14 protein-coding genes, 1 tRNA gene and 2 riboswitches are annotated in these 17,057 nt (G+C 65.6%); of the genes, 10 read left to right on the plus strand and 5 right to left on the minus strand.

Translation table 11 applies throughout. The annotated features are described in order from the left end of the window. The coding region (locus F3J19_RS32430; RefSeq protein WP_205193316.1) for a hypothetical protein at window positions 1–436 on the plus strand (436 nt) is incomplete at its 5' end. A 70-nt stretch (window positions 437–506) separates the two neighbouring features. On the opposite strand, the gene F3J19_RS32435 is transcribed toward F3J19_RS32430, so the two are convergent. The 4 genes from F3J19_RS32435 to F3J19_RS28085 all read right to left on the minus strand — a co-directional run bounded on the left by F3J19_RS32435 (window position 507) and on the right by F3J19_RS28085 (window position 1,725). Continuing rightward, a complete protein-coding gene (locus F3J19_RS32435; protein WP_205193317.1) occupies window positions 507–932 on the minus strand; it encodes a hypothetical protein in 426 nt (141 codons plus the stop codon). After that, the gene (locus tag F3J19_RS32440) at window positions 889–1,299 is read right to left on the minus strand and encodes a hypothetical protein (protein ID WP_205193318.1); all 411 of its coding nucleotides are present in this window, start codon (window positions 1,297–1,299) and stop codon (window positions 889–891) included. Before F3J19_RS32440 ends, F3J19_RS32435 begins: the two co-directional genes overlap by 44 nt. Before the next feature lie 4 nt (window positions 1,300–1,303). Continuing rightward, complete coding sequence (locus tag F3J19_RS32445; protein WP_205193319.1) at window positions 1,304–1,477, minus strand: Arm DNA-binding domain-containing protein; 174 nt, start codon at window positions 1,475–1,477, stop codon at window positions 1,304–1,306. Between the two features lie 172 nt (window positions 1,478–1,649). After that, window positions 1,650–1,725 (minus strand) — tRNA-Arg (locus tag F3J19_RS28085). A gap of 289 nt (window positions 1,726–2,014) precedes the next feature. Here F3J19_RS28085 and F3J19_RS28090 point away from each other — a divergent pair. Further along, window positions 2,015–2,917, plus strand: coding sequence for a c-type cytochrome (locus F3J19_RS28090; RefSeq protein ID WP_167049014.1), 903 nt, complete (start codon window positions 2,015–2,017; stop codon window positions 2,915–2,917). 235 nt (window positions 2,918–3,152) lie between these two features. Here F3J19_RS28090 and F3J19_RS28095 read toward each other — a convergent pair whose 3' ends face one another. Continuing rightward, entirely contained in the window at window positions 3,153–5,243 is a 2,091-nt protein-coding gene (locus F3J19_RS28095) for a UvrD-helicase domain-containing protein (RefSeq protein ID WP_167049016.1), read from the minus strand. 351 nt (window positions 5,244–5,594) lie between these two features. On the opposite strand from F3J19_RS28095, the gene F3J19_RS28100 reads away from it, so the two are divergent. The 8 genes from F3J19_RS28100 to F3J19_RS28135 all read left to right on the plus strand — a co-directional run bounded on the left by F3J19_RS28100 (window position 5,595) and on the right by F3J19_RS28135 (window position 16,977). Next, the gene (locus tag F3J19_RS28100; protein ID WP_167049018.1) at window positions 5,595–6,644 is read left to right on the plus strand and encodes an oxidoreductase; all 1,050 of its coding nucleotides are present in this window, start codon (window positions 5,595–5,597) and stop codon (window positions 6,642–6,644) included. 205 nt (window positions 6,645–6,849) lie between these two features. Then, complete coding sequence (locus F3J19_RS28105) at window positions 6,850–7,200, plus strand: hypothetical protein (protein ID WP_167049020.1); 351 nt, start codon at window positions 6,850–6,852, stop codon at window positions 7,198–7,200. 238 nt (window positions 7,201–7,438) lie between these two features. Next, window positions 7,439–7,541, plus strand: a riboswitch (glycine riboswitch). 21 nt (window positions 7,542–7,562) lie between these two features. Then, window positions 7,563–7,723, plus strand: a riboswitch (glycine riboswitch). Between the two features lie 80 nt (window positions 7,724–7,803). Then, complete coding sequence (gcvT, locus tag F3J19_RS28110; RefSeq protein ID WP_167049022.1) at window positions 7,804–8,922, plus strand: glycine cleavage system aminomethyltransferase GcvT; 1,119 nt, start codon at window positions 7,804–7,806, stop codon at window positions 8,920–8,922. 58 nt (window positions 8,923–8,980) lie between these two features. Continuing rightward, the gene (gcvH, locus tag F3J19_RS28115) at window positions 8,981–9,361 is read left to right on the plus strand and encodes a glycine cleavage system protein GcvH (protein ID WP_167049024.1); all 381 of its coding nucleotides are present in this window, start codon (window positions 8,981–8,983) and stop codon (window positions 9,359–9,361) included. Between the two features lie 70 nt (window positions 9,362–9,431). Continuing rightward, entirely contained in the window at window positions 9,432–12,368 is a 2,937-nt protein-coding gene (gene gcvP, locus F3J19_RS28120; protein WP_167049026.1) for an aminomethyl-transferring glycine dehydrogenase, read from the plus strand. 184 nt (window positions 12,369–12,552) lie between these two features. After that, window positions 12,553–13,677 (plus strand): alginate lyase family protein, encoded by a 1,125-nt coding sequence (locus F3J19_RS28125; RefSeq protein ID WP_167049028.1) that lies wholly within the window; start codon window positions 12,553–12,555, stop codon window positions 13,675–13,677. 29 nt (window positions 13,678–13,706) lie between these two features. Continuing rightward, window positions 13,707–15,095: an L-serine ammonia-lyase gene (locus tag F3J19_RS28130; RefSeq protein ID WP_167049030.1), complete on the plus strand. Its 1,389-nt coding sequence runs from the start codon at window positions 13,707–13,709 to the stop codon at window positions 15,093–15,095. A 151-nt stretch (window positions 15,096–15,246) separates the two neighbouring features. Further along, entirely contained in the window at window positions 15,247–16,977 is a 1,731-nt protein-coding gene (locus tag F3J19_RS28135) for a thiamine pyrophosphate-binding protein (RefSeq protein WP_167049032.1), read from the plus strand. Window positions 16,978–17,057: the final 80 nt, after the last annotated feature.

Genomic DNA, 17,057 nt, shown 5'->3' on the forward strand with positions numbered 1-17,057 from the left:
AGCACGACACAGCCAAAGAAGGAGAGAAAGAAGACCCAAATACCCACTGAATAACACGAAAAGCTGGTCCAACGGGTGGGTCAGAATTCAATGCAAATCGTGGGTCAGGATTCCGTGCAAATCAACAGGATATTCCTTCGAGGAAATCGCCGACGTGATCTCCAAAGCGGGAGTCCGTGTGAGTGTCGGCACGCTGAAGTACGCCCTGCGCGTAGTCGCCGAAGAAAAAAAGCATTCGCAGATATCAGGTGGACCCACGCGGACGGGAAATGCTCAGTCTTCGAGAAAAAAATCACGACTGGCTAGTCCGGTACGCAATGGTCAATCGCACGTCGCGCCACAACTGCGAGAGAGCGAGAAAATGAACAAACCGAGCATCACACCGATACGAGGTACGTTTGGATTTCCGATCAGCCCAGACACCGAAAATCTCTAGGAGGCAGCGCCTCACGCAGTCCTGCTCACCAAGCGCAGCGTCCTAGCAGGCTTCGGAACGTTCCCCGCCGCTAGTTCATCGAGAAAATCGGCCCAGTTCTGAACCATTTCACGACGTTGCTCAAGAAACGTTGCGCGATCATAGCTATCACCCAGCTCTTCGCTCGATGCGTGAGCGAGATACGCTCGATCACCTCCCTGTCCCATCCGAGATATTCCCGGATCAACGTACGGGCCGTCGCCCGGAAACCATGGCCGGTGATCTGTTCTTTAGTGTCGTAGCCCAGCGTACGTAGCGCACTATTGACCGTGTTTTCGCTCATGTAACGCGTCGCCTCCGAGCGCTTGGCGACGCTGCGAAAAATCGGCCCCTTCGGCCCGGTTAGCGGATGAAGGTCTCTCAGGATCTCCATGGCCTGTGACGGAAGCGGCACCACATGCGCCGGCGTGCGGCTAATGACGGCTGCGGACTGCCGGGAGCCCGCCTGTACGACCATTCACAAAATTCTTGGCTGGTTCCAGAACCCCGGTATCGACCGCGTACTGATACACATGTTGAATCGTCTCGCGCACCCGCATCGCGGTTTCAAGATTGCCGCGCTCTTTGATGCGGTGCAGGCAACGCACAACCTCGGTCGGCTTGATCTCCTCCACCGAAAGTCGCCCCACCCAGGGAAACACGTGCAGCTCCAGATAACGGATGATTTTCTCGGCGTAATTGGCAGACCACTGGCGATCCTTTTCCGACGCCTTGTGCCATTCTCGTGCCACCAATTCAAACGTATTGAGCCGAGCTGCCTTCTCTTGCTCCCGCTTCTCGCGCCGAGCTTTTTGGGGGTCGATCCCGTCTTCTCGCCGCTTCATTTCCTCACGGGCCTTTCGGCGAGCCGCTGCAAGCGAAACTTCCGTCGCGCTTGTAGCGGTAGATCCAGACCTTCCGCGTCTGTCGAATCCGAAGGTACAGCCCATCGCCATCAGGCAGGAAATATTCCTTCTCGCGAGGCTCCGCATGCTTGATCTGCAACTCGGTGAGCTGGCCCATGGTGTACCCCACAATCGAAATCGAGGAAAAACCATTTTGGGGTACACCGACGGGCATATGCAAACACCAGCTTTAGGCGGATTTCCCCGGCTTTCCCCGGACGCAAATATCCTGCAACGCCTTATCCAGCGTGGCTTTTCAGGATTTCAGGGGATTTCTTCGGAAAACTAGATGGCGCGCCCGGCTGGGATCGAACCAGCAACCCCTGCCTTCGGAGGGCAGTACTCTATCCATTGAGCTACGGGCGCTTCACCACGGGGGAAACTACGCGAAAGCACTGCAACCAGAACGGCCGCAACGCCAAAGCGAGAGACCGCAAGGATACCCGGTTTCATCCGAACCGTCCACCGGACGGCCGGCGAGGCGCACCGCGAAGCCATCCGGGTGGCCGCCCCGCTTCGGGTAAACGCCTGCTGAACACCGTTCGGGCCGCTCGCCGCCGCCGAAATCTTGCGTCTATAATCGTCCGTGGCTGATAAAGAACAAGAAGTTGCCGTCGCGCTGTACCGCTCACATACCCACGGAGACGAGACAAGCATGAGCGAAGCACCACACGGAGCCCCGATCAAAACCCCTGCACAGCTCATCGCCGCGGTCATCGCCGGGTTTGCTGTGCCGATCGCCATCATCGTTCTGCTCGCGGTCTACGTCGATAACTCGACGCGCACGGGCGCCGGCACCGACTCCCTCTCCGACGCCGAAGTCGCCGCCCGCATCCATCCGCTGGCGCAGGTCGAAATTCGCGACGCCAACGCGCCGCGCGTCTACAAGAGCGGCGAGGAAGTCTATAAGGCCGTCTGCTCCGCGTGTCACGCGTCGGGTGCGGCCGGCGCGCCGAAATTCACCAATACCGCCGACTGGGCGCCGCGTATCTCGCAAGGTTTCGACACGCTCTGGCATACCGCCTTGAGCGGCAAAGGCGCGATGCCGCCGCGCGGCGGCACGAGCCCCGACGATTACAGCGACTTCGAAATCGCCCGCGCGGTGGTCTATATGGCGAACAACTCGGGCGCGAGCTTTCCCGAGCCGGCGCAACCGGCGGCCGGCGCGGCAGCGGCTTCCGGTGCGGCGGCCACGCCGGGCGCGGCGGCAGGCGCTTCGGATGCGGGTGCGGCCCAGGCCGCCGCGGCCATGGCGGCAATGGCCAACGTGCCGCAAACGCCCGCCCCGGCAGCGGGCGGCGCGCAAAGCGCGGACGCCTCGCAGGCCGGCAAGGCGCTGTATCAGGCGGTTTGCCAGGCCTGTCACGCAGCCGGCGTACTGAACGCACCGAAATTCGGCGACAAGGAAGCGTGGGCGCCGCGTCTCAAGGACCCGATGGACACCGTCTACAACTACGCGCTGCACGGCAAGGGCGCGATGCCGCCGAAGGGCGGCTCGAACGCGTCGGACGCGGACGTGAAAGCCGCCGTGGACTATATGGTCAGCGCGGCGAAGTAAGCGCCTGGCAAAGCGCGCCGCTGGCGGCATACACAAGCCGCGAAACGAAAAATCCCTGCCTTGCGGTAACGCACGGCAGGGACTTTTTATGTGCTGAGCGTTCCGACACGAGCCGCCCCGGAAAACCACCAATAACGAAGGCACGCGGAGTAACTCACACGCATCCGGCGCCATCGCCTGAAAAGCCGCGCAATCGCCGAAGCAGCAGGCAGCGGACCACACCGCCAACACCCGCTCAAGCCTTCTGCAACAACGCCTTCAAACTCGCGAGCCGATCCTTCGGCGACATCGGCGCTTCCTCGGGCGTCGGCGGCGGCGCATCGTCGAGCAGCATTTCGTTGATAAAGCGCGACGGCTCGCAGACGATCGTCTCTCTCGCCCGCTTGCGCTTCTTGCACCAGTTCAGATGCAGGCTGCGCTGCGCGCGCGTGATCGCGACGTACATCAGGCGGCGTTCTTCCTCGATGCGCGCGTCGTCGATCGGTTCGTCGTCGGGGCCGCCGCGATGCGGCATGATGCCTTCCTCGACGCCGACCAGAAACACATGCGGATACTCGAGCCCCTTCGACGCATGCACGGTCGACAGGCGCACCGCATCGGGATCTTCCTCGCGGCCTTCGAGCATCGACATCAGCGCGACCGTCTGGATCAGGCCGAGCAGGTTCTTGCCGGTGTCGCCAAAGCCGTCGGCGCTGTCGTAGCCGGTCGCCTGGCTCTCGCTGCCGTGCCCGGGTTCTTCCTTCGTACCCTTGCGCTTGAGCCACTCCATGAATTCGAGCACGTTCTGCCACTTCGCCTGCGCCTGGCGTTCGTCGAACGCGTCGTACAGATACGCCTCGTAATGGATCGCCTCCATCAGTTCGTCGAGCAGCGTGCCCGCCGCGTCCTTTTCCGCGCGCTCGGTCAGGCGCTGCATGAAGTCGCAGAACGCGCGCATCGGCTCGATCTGGCGCGGCGACAGGCGCGCCTCGATGCCGCCCATATAAACCGCCTCGAACAGCGACACCTTCGCCTGCCCCGCGAACGCGCCAAGCGCTTCGAGCGTCGTATTGCCGACGCCGCGGCGCGGCGTCGTGATCGCGCGGATGAACGCAGGGTCATCGTTCGCGTTGGCGATCAGGCGCAGGTACGCGCAGATGTCCTTGATCTCGGCCTTGTCGAAGAACGACTGGCCGCCCGACAGCACGTACGGAATCCGCTCGCGGCGCAGCACCTGCTCGAAGATGCGCGCCTGGAAGTTGCCGCGATAGAGGATCGCGTAGTCGCGGAAATTCGTGCGCCGCTCGAACTTGTGCGCGGACAGGCGAAACACCACCGATTCGGCCTCGTGCTCCTCGTCGTTGCAGCCCGTCACGGTGATCGTGTCGCCCATGCCGTGCTCGGACCACAGCTTCTTCTCGAACAGCTTCGGGTTGTTCGCGATCACGTTGTTCGCGGCGGTCAGGATGCGCACCGTCGAACGGTAGTTCTGCTCGAGCTTGATCAGATGCAGGTTCGGGAAATCCTTGCCGAGCTGGCCGAGGTTTTCGAGGGTCGCGCCGCGCCAGCCGTAGATCGCCTGATCGTCGTCGCCGACCGCCGTGAACGCCGCGCGCTTGCCGGCCAGCAGCTTCACCAGTTCGTACTGGCACGCGTTGGTGTCCTGATACTCGTCGATCAGCAGATAGCGCAGCTTGTTCTGCCAGCGGTCGCGCACCGGCTCGTTGTTCGCGAACAGTTCGGCGGGCAGGCGGATCAGATCGTCGAAATCGACCGCCTGATACGCGTGCAGCGTCGCCACATAGTTGCGATAGACGATCGCCGCCTGATGCTCGTCCTCGGTCGAGGCCGTCGCGATCGCCTGCTCGGGCATGATCAGGCCGTTCTTCCACAGCGAGATGATCGACTGGATCTTGCGGATGAAGCCCTTGTCCGTCGAGCCGACCTGCTCCTGGATCATACCGAAGCAGTCGTCGGAATCCATGATCGAGAACTGCGGCTTCAGGCCGACGTGCTCCGCTTCCTGCCGCAGAATCTGCACACCGAGCGAGTGGAAGGTACACACCGTCAGCTGGTTCACGGGCACCTTGCGGCCTTCCTTGCCGGGCGTGGTCAACGTCTTGCCTTCGAGCAGCTTGCCGACGCGCTCGCGCATTTCCGCCGCCGCCTTGTTCGTGAACGTGACGGCCGCGATGTGGCGCGGCTCGAAGCCCTTCGCTTCGATCAGGTGCGCGATTTTCTGCGTAATCACGCGCGTCTTGCCGCTGCCCGCGCCAGCGAGCACGAGACAGGGGCCGTCGAGATAACGGACCGCTTCACTTTGGGCGGGGTTCAGGCCTGCGGACATCGTCTGTGGATGGGTAATACGGTTGAGGGCTGTCGAGAATCGCCGCGGCGCGAGACGCCGGCCGAAGGCCCCAGGAGATGCTGCGCGGCGCGACGCCGCCGCCTGCAACCGGCGTCCTGCGCGGCGCGCTTCGCGCGAGAGCAGCGATGTTAACACGGTTGACCCGACGGCTGACCTCGACGGTTATCCACGACAGTTATCCGCGATCGATGCCTTCGCGAACTACCGCCGCGCGCCGCCGCGGCAATCTCGCCGCGGCTCCCCAGTCCATCCGACAAATGCCACAATGAGGACGTTGCGCGCCGTCGCCGCGGTGGCAAAGCGGCGCGCCGTTTTTGCAGGAAGACACGCATGTCCGCATCGCTGAAGATTGGATTGATGGGCTACGGCTTCGCCGGCGCGACGTTTCACTCACCGGTGATCGAACATTGCGGGCGCGCGAGCGTCGCCGCCATCGCGACCGGGCAGCCCGAGCGCGCGCGGGCCGACTATCCGCACGCGAAGATCGTCGCGGACCTCGACGCGCTGCTCGCGCTCGACGAAATCGACTGCGTGGTGATCGCGACGCCCAACGACACGCACTTCGACCTCGCGCGCCGCACGCTAGAAGCCGGCAAGCACGTGGTGGTCGACAAGCCGGTCACGCTGTCCGCCGCCGACGCCCACACGCTCGCCAATATCGCGCTCGCGCGCGGCAAGCTGTTCGCGCCCTTTCACAACCGCCGTTGGGACGGCGACTTCCTGACCGTGCGCGATCTGCTCGCGCGCGTGGAACTGGGCCGCGTCACGCAGTACGAATCGCATTTCGACCGCTTTCGCCCGGGCGTGCGTCAGCGCTGGCGCGAAGACGTCACGCGCGGCGGCGGCCTGCTGTTCGATCTCGGCCCGCATCTGATCGACCAGGCACTCGCGCTGTTCGGCGCACCGCAGACGGTCTCGGCAACCGTGCGCACGCATCGCGACGCCGCGAGCGCGCCCGACTACGTGCATATCCAGCTCGGCTACGGCGAGTTCGAAGTCGTGCTGCACGCGAGCGCGCTGACCTCGCTGCCGGGCCCGCGCTTTGCCATCCACGGAACGCGCGGCAGTTACGTGAAGTACTGTCTCGACACGCAGGAAGATCAGCTGAAGGCGGGGCTGCGTCCCGGCGACGAAGGCTTCGGCGCCGGCAATACGCCCGGCGTGCTGCGCGTGCTGGAAGGCGACCAGGAAGTCGAGCGCGAATGGCCGACCCGCAACGGCGAATACGTGGGCTTCTATATTGCGCTCGCCGACGCGATCCAGAACGGCGTGGCGTTCCCGGTCAGCGCACAGGACGCGGTCGACGTCATGACGCTCGTCGAACTGGCGGAACGCAGCTCCGAACAGGGCGTGCGCCTGCCGTTCGAGCGCGTGCGCTGACGCGCCCGGCTGCGCACGCGCCGTTTTGTGTACCCCAAACGGCGTGGCGGATCGGGTCGCGAAGCCCGTCGGATCGGGCTTCGCTGACAGTCCAGAAAGGAACATAACGTTACAAATTTGCCCGCCGGCGGGTCAGCGAGCACCCGCCATCATCCGTTGCTAGCGGAGTAGCACCCAAATCACGACAACGACCTACGGAGAATCCATGCCTCGTACCATCCGAGCCCTGGCCGCATGCGCCCTGCTCAGTTCCCTCGCCGCCTGCGTGGTGCCGCCTCCGCCCGCGCCGCACCCTGGTCCTAGCCCGCAGCAGATCGCGGATCAACGCCTGCGTCAGGTCGATGGCCGGATCGACAATCTCTCGCACCGGATCGACGCCCATGTGAACCAGGGCTACTACCCGCCGCCGCAAGGTGGCGCGCTGCATCATCGTCTGGACACGATCCGCCAGGAAGCGCACGACATGGCCGCGCAACACGGCGGCGGTTTGTCCGCCGACGAGCAGCGCGTGTTGAATCAGGAGCTGGACAACGCGGCGCACGCGATCGGCGAATAAACGCGAGAAGGCGCCGCCGGCAGCCAGCCGGGCAAACCGGGCCAGCGCCGGTCGCCTGCCCGTTACCTGCCGCCGGCTACCGGTCATGAACCGGTAGCCGCGTAGCAGCGGAAGCAGTGGCAATCGAAAGCGCGAGCATCACGTCCCGCGCTTTTTTTGCGCCGCGAAGCCGCCGCCGCAGTCGCCATCACGGTCACGAGCCTTGATTTGACAAGCCCCGGCCCGTCGCGTAAATTCGCCGCACGCGTCGGGAGAGCGCGCCGGCAAGCGAAAAATCGCAGGCCGCGCCGCCGAAGGGGCACACCCGCAAACTCTCAGGCAAAAGGACCGACCGCGTCGAAAAAACCCGCCTTCCGGCGGTTTTTTCGCACTCTGGAGAGCGGCAGTAGCCATCCGCGTCGCACGTCGTGCACAGCAGGCAGGCTGCCCACCGAAGGGGCGCGCGTTTCACCGTGACGAATCGGGCTCATCGAGCCGGCCGCGGCAGCGCAATCTCTCAGGTATCGAGGACAGAGGGGTCATGCAGGATCACGCTCGCAGGCACACGGCCGCGAGGCGTTGCGCCGCATGGCCTTTTTTGTTTCGCGAGACGCCCGAGGCCCCATGACCGAACTCAAACACACCCCGCTCCACGCCGCTCACCGCGCGCTCAACGCCCGCATGGTCGACTTCGGCGGCTGGGACATGCCCGTCAACTACGGCTCGCAGATCGAGGAACATCGCGCGGTGCGCACCGACGCCGGCATGTTCGACGTCTCCCACATGTGCGTGGTCGACTTCACCGGCGAACGCGTGCGCGCGTTCTTCGAATACGCACTCGCGAACAACGTCGCGAAGCTGCAAACGCCGGGCCGTGCGCTCTACTCCTGCATGCTGAACCCGAACGGCGGCGTGATCGACGATCTGATCGTCTATTACTTCGGCGAAGACCACTTCCGCGTGGTCGTCAACGCCGGCACCGCCGACAAAGACCTCGCCTGGTTCGGCCAGCTCAATGCCGAAGGCGGCTTCGGCCTCGCCATCACGCCGCGCCGCGACCTCGCGATCGTCGCGGTGCAAGGCCCGAACGCGCGCGAAAAAACCTGGCAAACCGTGCCGGCCGCGCGCGCCGCCACCGAAGCGCTGAAGCCGTTCAACGCCGCGCGCGTCGACGGCACGCCGTTCGGCGAACTGACCGTCGCGCGCACCGGCTACACCGGCGAAGACGGCTTCGAGATCATCGTGCCGGCCGCGCACGTCGAAGCGCTGTGGAATGCGCTCGCCGCCCAGGGCGTACGCCCGGCCGGTCTCGGCGCGCGCGACACGCTGCGCCTCGAAGCCGGCATGAACCTGTACGGTCAGGACATGGACGACACCGTCTCGCCGCTCGACGCCGGCCTCGCCTGGACCGTCGACCTCGCCGCGCCGCGCGACTTCGTCGGCAAGAGCCGGCTCGAAGCCGACGGCTCGCGCGCCGCGTTTGTCGGCCTGATCCTGCTGAAGGAAAACGGCAAGGCCGCGGGCGTGCTGCGCGCGCATCAGAAAGTCGTCACGCCGCACGGCGAAGGCGAAATCACGAGCGGCACGTTTTCCCCGACCATGCAGGAATCGATCGCCTTCGCGCGTGTGCCGCAAGGCGTGCAGCCGGGCGACACCGTGCAGGTCCAGATTCGCGACAAAGCCTGCCCCGCAAGCGTGGTAAAACTGCCATTCGTGCGCAACGGCAAGGTGCTGGCGGTTTAAGCAGCCGGCGCACGCCCCCCATTCAAGTCACTACCGAACACACGCATAGGAGCATCCGATGAGCATCCCGGCCGATCTGAAATACACCGAATCGCACGAATGGGTCCGTACCGAAGCGGACGGCACGCTGACGGTCGGCATCACCGACCACGCGCAGGAAGCGCTCGGCGACATCGTCTTCTTCGAAGTCCAGGAACTGGGCAAAAGCTTGAACGCCGGCGACACCGTCGCCGTCATCGAATCGGTGAAGGCCGCTTCCGACATCTACTTGCCGGTCGCGGGCGAGATCATCGAAGCGAACACGGCCGTCGCCGACTCGCCCGACTCGGTCAACAGCGCGCCGTACGACAGCTGGCTCTTCAAGATCAAGCCGGCCGACGGCGCGGCACTCGACCGCCTGATCGACGCCGACGCCTACGCGAAGTCGATCGGCGCCTGACTCGCAGTCCGTTTTAACCGTCCGGCGCGGCGCACGCAACCCGGCGTGCGCCGCGCCACCAGGAACACCCATGAAGCTCGAACACCCGGATCGTCTGATGAACCGCACTCCTCTCTCGCTTGCCGCACTCGAAGTGCACGACGCCTTCGCCGAACGGCATATCGGCCCGGATGCGGCCGACCAGCAAGCGATGCTCGAAGCACTCGGCTTCGCGTCGCGCGCGGCATTGATCGACGCCGTCATCCCGCAGACGATCCGCCGCACCGAAGCGCTGCCGCTCGGCCCCTTCGCGCAGCCCAAGAGCGAAGCCGAGGCGCTCGCCGCACTGCGCGAGCTCGCGGACAGGAACCAGGTGTTCCGCTCCTACATCGGCCAGGGCTATTACAACGCCCATACGCCGACGGTGATCCTGCGCAACGTGCTCGAAAATCCGGCGTGGTACACCGCGTACACGCCGTATCAGCCTGAAATTTCCCAAGGCCGTCTGGAAGCGCTGCTGAACTTCCAGCAGATGGTCACCGACCTGACCGGCCTCGCGATCTCGAACGCCTCGCTGCTCGACGAAGCGACCGCCGCCGCCGAAGCGATGACGCTGCTGCAACGCGTCGGCAAGCCGAAGTCGAACGTGTTCTTCGTCGCCGACGACGTGCTGCCGCAAACCATCGAAGTCGTGAAGACGCGCGCGACGCCGGTCGGCATCGAAGTAAAGGTGGGCCCGGCCGCCGAAGCCGCGAATGCGAACGCATTCGGCGTGCTGCTGCAATACCCGGGCGTGAACGGCGACGTGCGCGACTACCGCGCGCTGACCGAAGCGATCCACGCGGCGGGCGGCCACGTGGTCGCCGCCGCCGACCTGCTCGCGCTGACGCTGCTCACGCCGCCGGGCGAATGGGGCGCGGACGTGGCGGTCGGCAACACGCAGCGTTTCGGCGTGCCGGTCGGCTTCGGCGGCCCGCATGCCGCGTACCTCGCAGTGCGCGACGAATTCAAGCGGCAGATGCCGGGGCGCCTCGTCGGCGTGACCGTGGACGCGCAAGGCAATCCCGCGCTGCGTCTCGCGCTGCAAACGCGCGAACAGCACATCCGCCGCGAGAAGGCGACCTCGAACGTGTGTACCGCGCAGGCGCTGCTCGCGATCATGGCGAGCATGTATGCGGTCTATCACGGCCCGCGCGGCCTGAAGACGATCGCGCTGCGCGTGAACCGCGTCGCCGCGCTGCTCGCCGCAGGCGCGCAGCAACTCGGCTACACGCTCGCGAACGAGACCTTCTTCGACACGCTCACGTTCAACAGCGGCGCGCGCACGCAAGCGCTGCACGACGCCGCGAAGGCGCAGCGCATCAACCTGCGCCGCGTCAGCGACACGCAAGTCGGTGTGTCCGTCGACGAAACCACCACGCGCGGCGATCTCGCCGATCTGCTCGCGGTGTTCGCACAGGCCGCAGGAGCGAAGGACGTGCCGCAAGTCGACGCGCTCGACTCGGCGCTGACCGCGGCGAACACCGCGTCGGTGCCGGCCGCGCTCGAACGCACGAGCGCGTACCTCACGCACCACGTGTTCAACCGTCATCATTCGGAAACGGAAATGCTGCGCTATCTGCGCAGCCTGTCGGACAAGGACCTCGCGCTCGACCGCTCGATGATCCCGCTCGGCTCCTGCACGATGAAGCTCAATGCGACCTCGGAAATGCTGCCGGTCACGTGGCCCGAGTTCGGTCAGATTCACCCGTTCGCGCCGGCCGAGCAAACCGTCGGCTACCGCGAGATGATCGATCAGCTCGAACAGATGCTGGTCGCAGCCACCGGTTATGCGGCCGTGTCGCTGCAACCGAACGCGGGCTCGCAAGGCGAGTACGCGGGTCTGCTCATCATCCACGCATATCACGCGTCGCGCGGCGAAGCGCATCGCAACGTCTGCCTGATTCCCGCCTCGGCGCACGGCACGAACCCGGCGTCGGCGCAGATGGCCGGCATGCAGGTCGTGGTCGTGGCATGCGACGCGCAGGGCAACGTCGATATCGAAGACCTGAAGAAGAAAGCCGCGCAGCACGCCGATAAGCTCGCCGCGATCATGATTACGTATCCGTCGACGCACGGCGTGTTCGAGGCGAACGTGCGCGAAATCTGCGAGATCGTGCATGCGCACGGCGGCCAGGTGTACGTGGACGGCGCGAACATGAACGCGATGGTCGGCCTGTGCGCGCCGGGTCAGTTCGGCGGCGACGTCTCGCACCTGAACCTGCACAAGACCTTCTGCATTCCGCACGGCGGCGGCGGTCCGGGCGTCGGCCCGGTCGCGGTCGGCGCGCACCTCGCGCAGTTCCTGCCGAACCAGACTGCCTCCGGTTACGAACGCGCGCCGCAAGGCATCGGCGCGGTGTCGGGCGCGCCGTACGGCTCGGCCTCGATCCTGCCAATCTCGTGGATGTACATCGCGATGATGGGCGCGAAAAACCTGACCGCCGCGACCGAAACCGCGATTCTCAACGCGAACTATGTCGCCAACAAACTCGCGCCGCACTATCCGGTGCTGTACTCGGGCCCCGGCGGCCTCGTCGCGCACGAGTGCATTCTCGATCTGCGTCCCATCAAGGACACGAGCGGCATCACCGTCGACGACGTCGCCAAGCGCCTCGCCGACTACGGCTTCCACGCGCCGACCATGAGCTTCCCGGTGCCGGGCACGCTGATGGTCGAGCCGACCGAGTCGGAGTCGAAGGAAGAGCTCGATCGCTTCATCGAGGCGATGATCGCGATCCGCGAGGAAATCCGCGCGGTCGAGGAAGGCCGTTCGGACCGCGAGGACAATCCGCTCAAACACGCGCCGCACACGGCGGCGGTCGTGATCGCCGACGACTGGAAGCATGCGTATGCGCGCGAAACCGCCGCCTATCCGCTGAAGACGCTGATCGCGAAGAAGTACTGGCCGCCGGTCGGCCGCGCGGACAACGTGTACGGCGACCGCAACCTGTTCTGCTCGTGCGTGCCGATCGCGGATTACGAGTAAGTCGCGCGCCCACCGCCTGCCGTGCGCATAGCACGCGCGAGCAGGCGGCGCGACGCGGTGAAGCCTGCTCGGCGTCGGCATCGGCGTCCATGAGCGGACGCGGCGCGGCCCACGCGCAGTCCTGTCGTTGAGGGCCGCAAACGGCTAACATCACACACCGAATCAGCCTAACGAGGAGTTCCGCATGGCGCGAAAGGTGCGATCGATGCAAAGCCGGGCCGCCGCCGCCCGTTCGTGGCGGGCCGCCTACGTCATGCTGCTGGCCGGCGCGGCCGCACTGCTGCCGCTGCGCGAGGCACAGGCCGCGATGAATTTCTGCGCGGCGCCCGCGCTGCAAACCAGCGAGCGCACCCATGCCGATCCCGGCGTCAAGGCACTCGTCAGCAATGTGCAGGCGCATCTGAACGAGCAGCCGCATGCGCTCGCGAAACTGCACACCGAGGGCACGTTGCCGCACGAGGGCATCTACGATCAGAGCGTCGAAGCGGAACAGGACCTCGACCTGCTGCGCGACGCCGCGCTGGCGTGGCGCGCAACCAGCGACGACCGCTTCCTCAAGCTCGTCGACCGTCTGCTCTATGCCTGGGTCACGACCTATCAGCCGAGCTTCAATCCGATCGACGAGACGCATTTCGAAGGGCTGATCCTCGCGTACGACATGACCGCGAGCGCGCTGCCCGTCAAAACCCGCAACGCGGCAATGGCCTTCCTGACGAAACTCGCGAGCGGCTACATCGCGCAGATCGACGCGCAGCCGCGGCCGCTTACGGGCACGTTCCGCAACAATTGGCAGAGCCACCGCATCAAGCTGATCGCGATGGCCGCGTTCACGCTCGACAATCGCAAGATGATCAACGCCGCGCAACGGCTGTTCGTCGAGCATATCGGCGACAACGTCGCGCCGGACGGCTCGACGATCGATTTCGGCGAGCGCGACGCGCTGCGCTACGTGGCCTACGATCTGCAACCGCTCGTGACGGCCGCGCTCGCCGCGCGCCGCCACAACCGCAACTGGCTGCAGGAGAAGGGCGCGAACGGCGCGACGCTGCTCGCCGCGCTGAACTGGCTCGTGCCGTTCGCCATGGGCACCCAGACGCATGAGGAATTCGTGCATTCGAACATTCCGTTCGACACGAAACGTCGCGAGGCCGGCTTGCCCGGCTACGCGGGCCCATGGGACCCGAAAAGCGCGACGGAACTGTTTCACCTGGCGGCGCGTCTCGACGGGCGCTTTACGCCCATCGCGCTGCAGCTCGCACCGACGCCGCCCGCGTGGCTCGCCGTGTGTTTGCCGCTGCCGGCGCGCTAAACTATTTATCTACGCAGCAGGAGCAGTACATGGCAGTCAGCGTCTTCGATCTCTTCAAAATCGGCATTGGTCCGTCCAGCTCGCACACCGTCGGGCCGATGCGCGCGGCGCTGATGTTCGTCCAGGGACTCGAGCGCGACGGGCTGCTCGACGCCACCGCGTCGGTGAAAGCCGAGCTGTACGGCTCGCTCGGCGCGACCGGCAAAGGGCACGGCACCGATCGCGGCGTCATGCTCGGCCTGATGGGCGATGCGCCCGACACCGTCGATCCGGAAACGATCACGCAGCGGCTCGAAGCGGTGCGCGTGTCGCGCAAGCTCGCGCTGCTCGGCACGCATGACGTGCCGTTCGTGCTGAAGGAGCACATCGCGTTCTATCGTCAGGCGCTGCCCGAGCATCCGAACGGCCTGAAACTGCACGCATTCGACGCGCAAGGCGCGACGCTGCGCGAATCGACTTATCTGTCGGTCGGCGGCGGCTTCGTGGTGACGGCCGGCGCGCCGAACACGAAGGTGCTGAGCGCCGTCGATCAATTGCCGTATTCGTTCCGCACCGCCAACGAGTTGCTCGCGCTGTGCGCGTCGAGCGGCAAGAGCATCGCGCAACTGATGCGGGAAAACGAGCGCGCCTGGCACACCGAAGAAGAAACGCGCGCGGGCCTGCTGAAAATCTGGGACGTGATGCAGGCATGCGTCGCACGCGGCTGCGGCATCAACAATCCCGATGCCGACGGCCACTTGCCCGGTCCGTTCCAGGTGAAGCGGCGCGCGCCGCAGCTGTATCGCGCGTTGACGGGCCATCCCGAACGCGCGTTGCAGGATCCGCTGTCGATGGTCGACTGGATCAACCTCTATGCGATCGCCGTCAACGAGGAAAACGCCGCGGGCGGGCGCGTCGTCACCGCGCCGACCAACGGCGCGGCCGGCATCATCCCGGCCGTGCTGCATTACTACACGCGCTTCATGCCGAACGCGAACGAGCAGGGCGTGATCGACTTCCTGATGACGGCTGCCGCGATCGGCATTCTCTACAAGCTCAACGCGTCGATCTCGGGCGCTGAAGTGGGCTGCCAGGGCGAAGTGGGCGTGGCCTGCTCGATGGCGGCCGGCGCGCTCGCCGCGGTGATGGGCGGCACGCCGCAGCAGGTCGAGAATGCGGCCGAAATCGGCATGGAACACAACCTCGGGCTCACCTGCGATCCGGTCGGCGGCATGGTGCAGATTCCGTGCATCGAGCGCAATGCGATGGCGTCGGTGAAAGCCGTCAATGCGGCGCGCATGGCGTTGCGCGGCGACGGCAGCCACTACGTATCGCTCGATTCGGTCATCAAGACGATGCGCGAAACCGGCGCGGACATGAAGACCAAGTACAAGGAAACGTCGCGCGGCGGCCTGGCGGTAAATATCGTCGAGTGTTGAACGCGGCGGTGCCTGCCGCGTTCCCGCCGCGCCGTGACAGCGCACGCGCGCCCGGCGTAAGCTGTCGAACCGCCCATCAGCCGCGCTCGCACATTGCGTCGGTGCGGCCTCATTCCATTGCGCTCACGCGCTGCCAGGAGGCTTCCTCGCCATGTCGCTGCCGAATGCTCCCGCTTCCAACGTTTCCGTTTCCCCCCTCGCGCGCACGACCGGCGCGCGTCTCGTCGTCGATGCGTTGCTCACGCATGGCGTCGAACGCGTATTTTGCGTGCCCGGCGAAAGCTTCCTCGCCATGCTCGATTCGCTGCACGACGAAACCGCGCGCATCCAGACGGTCGTCTGCCGTCACGAGGCGGCCGCCGCGAACATGGCCGAAGCGGTCGGCAAGCTGACCGGCCGGCCCGGCGTTGCGCTCGTTACGCGCGGGCCGGGCGCGACGCATGCATCGATCGGCGTGCACACCGCGTTTCAGGACTCGACGCCGATGATCCTGCTGATCGGCCAGTGCGCGCGCGAGCATCTCGAACGCGAGGCGTTCCAGGAGATCGACTATCGGCGCATGTTCGGCCAGATGGCGAAGTGGGTCGCGCAGATCGACGACCCGAAGCGCATTCCCGAATACCTGAGCCACGCGTTTCACACGGCCACCTCGGGCCGGCCGGGACCGGTCGTGCTGTCGTTGCCCGAAGACGTGTTGAGCGAGGCATGCGACGCGGTGCCCGGCGCGCCCGCTTATCAGCGCGTGGCGGCGTCGCCGTCCGCCGCGCAGATGGAGACGCTGCGCCAGTTGCTCGACGGCGCGCAACGGCCGATGGTGATCGCGGGCGGCAGCGGCTGGACGCCGGCCGCCTGCGCGGACCTGCGCCGTTTCATCGAAAACTGGCAGTTGCCGATCGGCCTCGCGTTCCGCTTCCAGGACACCTTCGATAACGAGCATCCGAACTATGCGGGCGACGTCGGCCTCGGCATCAATCCCGCGCTCGCGCAGCGCATCCGCGACGCCGACGTGCTGCTCGCGCTCGGTCCGCGTCTCGGCGAAGCCACCACGAACGGCTACACGCTGCTCGACATTCCGAAGACGAAGCAGACGCTCGTGCACGTGCATCAGGGCGCAGAAGAACTCGGGCGTGTGTATGCGGCCGATCTGCCGATCGTGTCCGGCATGCCCGAGCTGGCCGCGATGCTGGCGGAGCTGAAGCCGTCGTCGTCCGGCACGCCCGCCTGGGCGGGCGCCGCCGCGGAAGCGCATCGCGCGTATCTGGAATGGCGCAAGCCGCGGCCGATTCCCGGCGACGTGCAGATGGGCGAAGTGATCCAGCAATTACGCGCGCACCTGCCCGACGACGCGATCCTCACGAACGGCGCCGGCAATTACGCGACGTGGCTGCATCGGCATTTCTCGTATCGGCACTTCCGCTCGCAGCTTGCGCCGACGAGCGGCGCGATGGGCTACGGCGTGCCGGCGGCGCTCGCGGCGAAGTCGCTGTATCCGCAACGCGCGGTGGTCGCGCTCGCCGGCGACGGCTGCTTCATGATGGCGGCCCAGGAACTCGCGACGGCGATGCAGTACGACCTGCGCGTGCTGTTCATCGTCGTCAACAACAGCCACTTCGGCACGATCCGCATGCATCAGGAGCGGCACTATCCGCATCGCGTGCATGGCACCGGCCTCACGAACCCGGACTTCGCGGCATTCGCGCGCTCGTTCGGCGCGCATGGCGAGACCGTCGAGCGTACCGAAGATTTTCTGCCGGCATTGCAACGCGCGATCGAATCGCAGTTGCCGGCGGTGATCGAGATTCGCATGCCGCAGGAGGCGAGCACGCCTGCGGCGACGCTGGAGATGATTCGTGAGCAGGGGAGGAAGATGCGGGGGGAATGAACGGCTGCACACTCTAAAAGCACCTCGACCGCATAGCCAATAAAAAACCCCGCCGAAGCGGGGTTTTTTCACCATCAACC

The organism is Burkholderia sp. Ax-1724, assembly GCF_011752995.1.
Classification (GTDB): Bacteria; Pseudomonadota; Gammaproteobacteria; order Burkholderiales; family Burkholderiaceae; genus Paraburkholderia.

Bases quoted from the DNA above. Each gene is read 5' to 3' on its own strand.
- F3J19_RS32435 (WP_205193317.1), bottom strand. From the start codon at position 932: ATGGTCGTACAGGCGGGCTCCCGGCAGTCCGCAGCCGTCATTAGCCGC.
- F3J19_RS32440 (WP_205193318.1), bottom strand. From the start codon at position 1,299: ATGAAGCGGCGAGAAGACGGGATCGACCCCCAAAAAGCTCGGCGCGAG.
- F3J19_RS32445 (WP_205193319.1), bottom strand. From the start codon at position 1,477: ATGGGCCAGCTCACCGAGTTGCAGATCAAGCATGCGGAGCCTCGCGAG.
- F3J19_RS28090 (WP_167049014.1), top strand. From the start codon at position 2,015: ATGAGCGAAGCACCACACGGAGCCCCGATCAAAACCCCTGCACAGCTC.
- F3J19_RS28095 (WP_167049016.1), bottom strand. From the start codon at position 5,243: ATGTCCGCAGGCCTGAACCCCGCCCAAAGTGAAGCGGTCCGTTATCTC.
- F3J19_RS28100 (WP_167049018.1), top strand. From the start codon at position 5,595: ATGTCCGCATCGCTGAAGATTGGATTGATGGGCTACGGCTTCGCCGGC.
- F3J19_RS28105 (WP_167049020.1), top strand. From the start codon at position 6,850: ATGCCTCGTACCATCCGAGCCCTGGCCGCATGCGCCCTGCTCAGTTCC.
- gcvT (WP_167049022.1), top strand. From the start codon at position 7,804: ATGACCGAACTCAAACACACCCCGCTCCACGCCGCTCACCGCGCGCTC.
- gcvH (WP_167049024.1), top strand. From the start codon at position 8,981: ATGAGCATCCCGGCCGATCTGAAATACACCGAATCGCACGAATGGGTC.
- gcvP (WP_167049026.1), top strand. From the start codon at position 9,432: ATGAAGCTCGAACACCCGGATCGTCTGATGAACCGCACTCCTCTCTCG.
- F3J19_RS28125 (WP_167049028.1), top strand. From the start codon at position 12,553: ATGGCGCGAAAGGTGCGATCGATGCAAAGCCGGGCCGCCGCCGCCCGT.
- F3J19_RS28130 (WP_167049030.1), top strand. From the start codon at position 13,707: ATGGCAGTCAGCGTCTTCGATCTCTTCAAAATCGGCATTGGTCCGTCC.
- F3J19_RS28135 (WP_167049032.1), top strand. From the start codon at position 15,247: ATGTCGCTGCCGAATGCTCCCGCTTCCAACGTTTCCGTTTCCCCCCTC.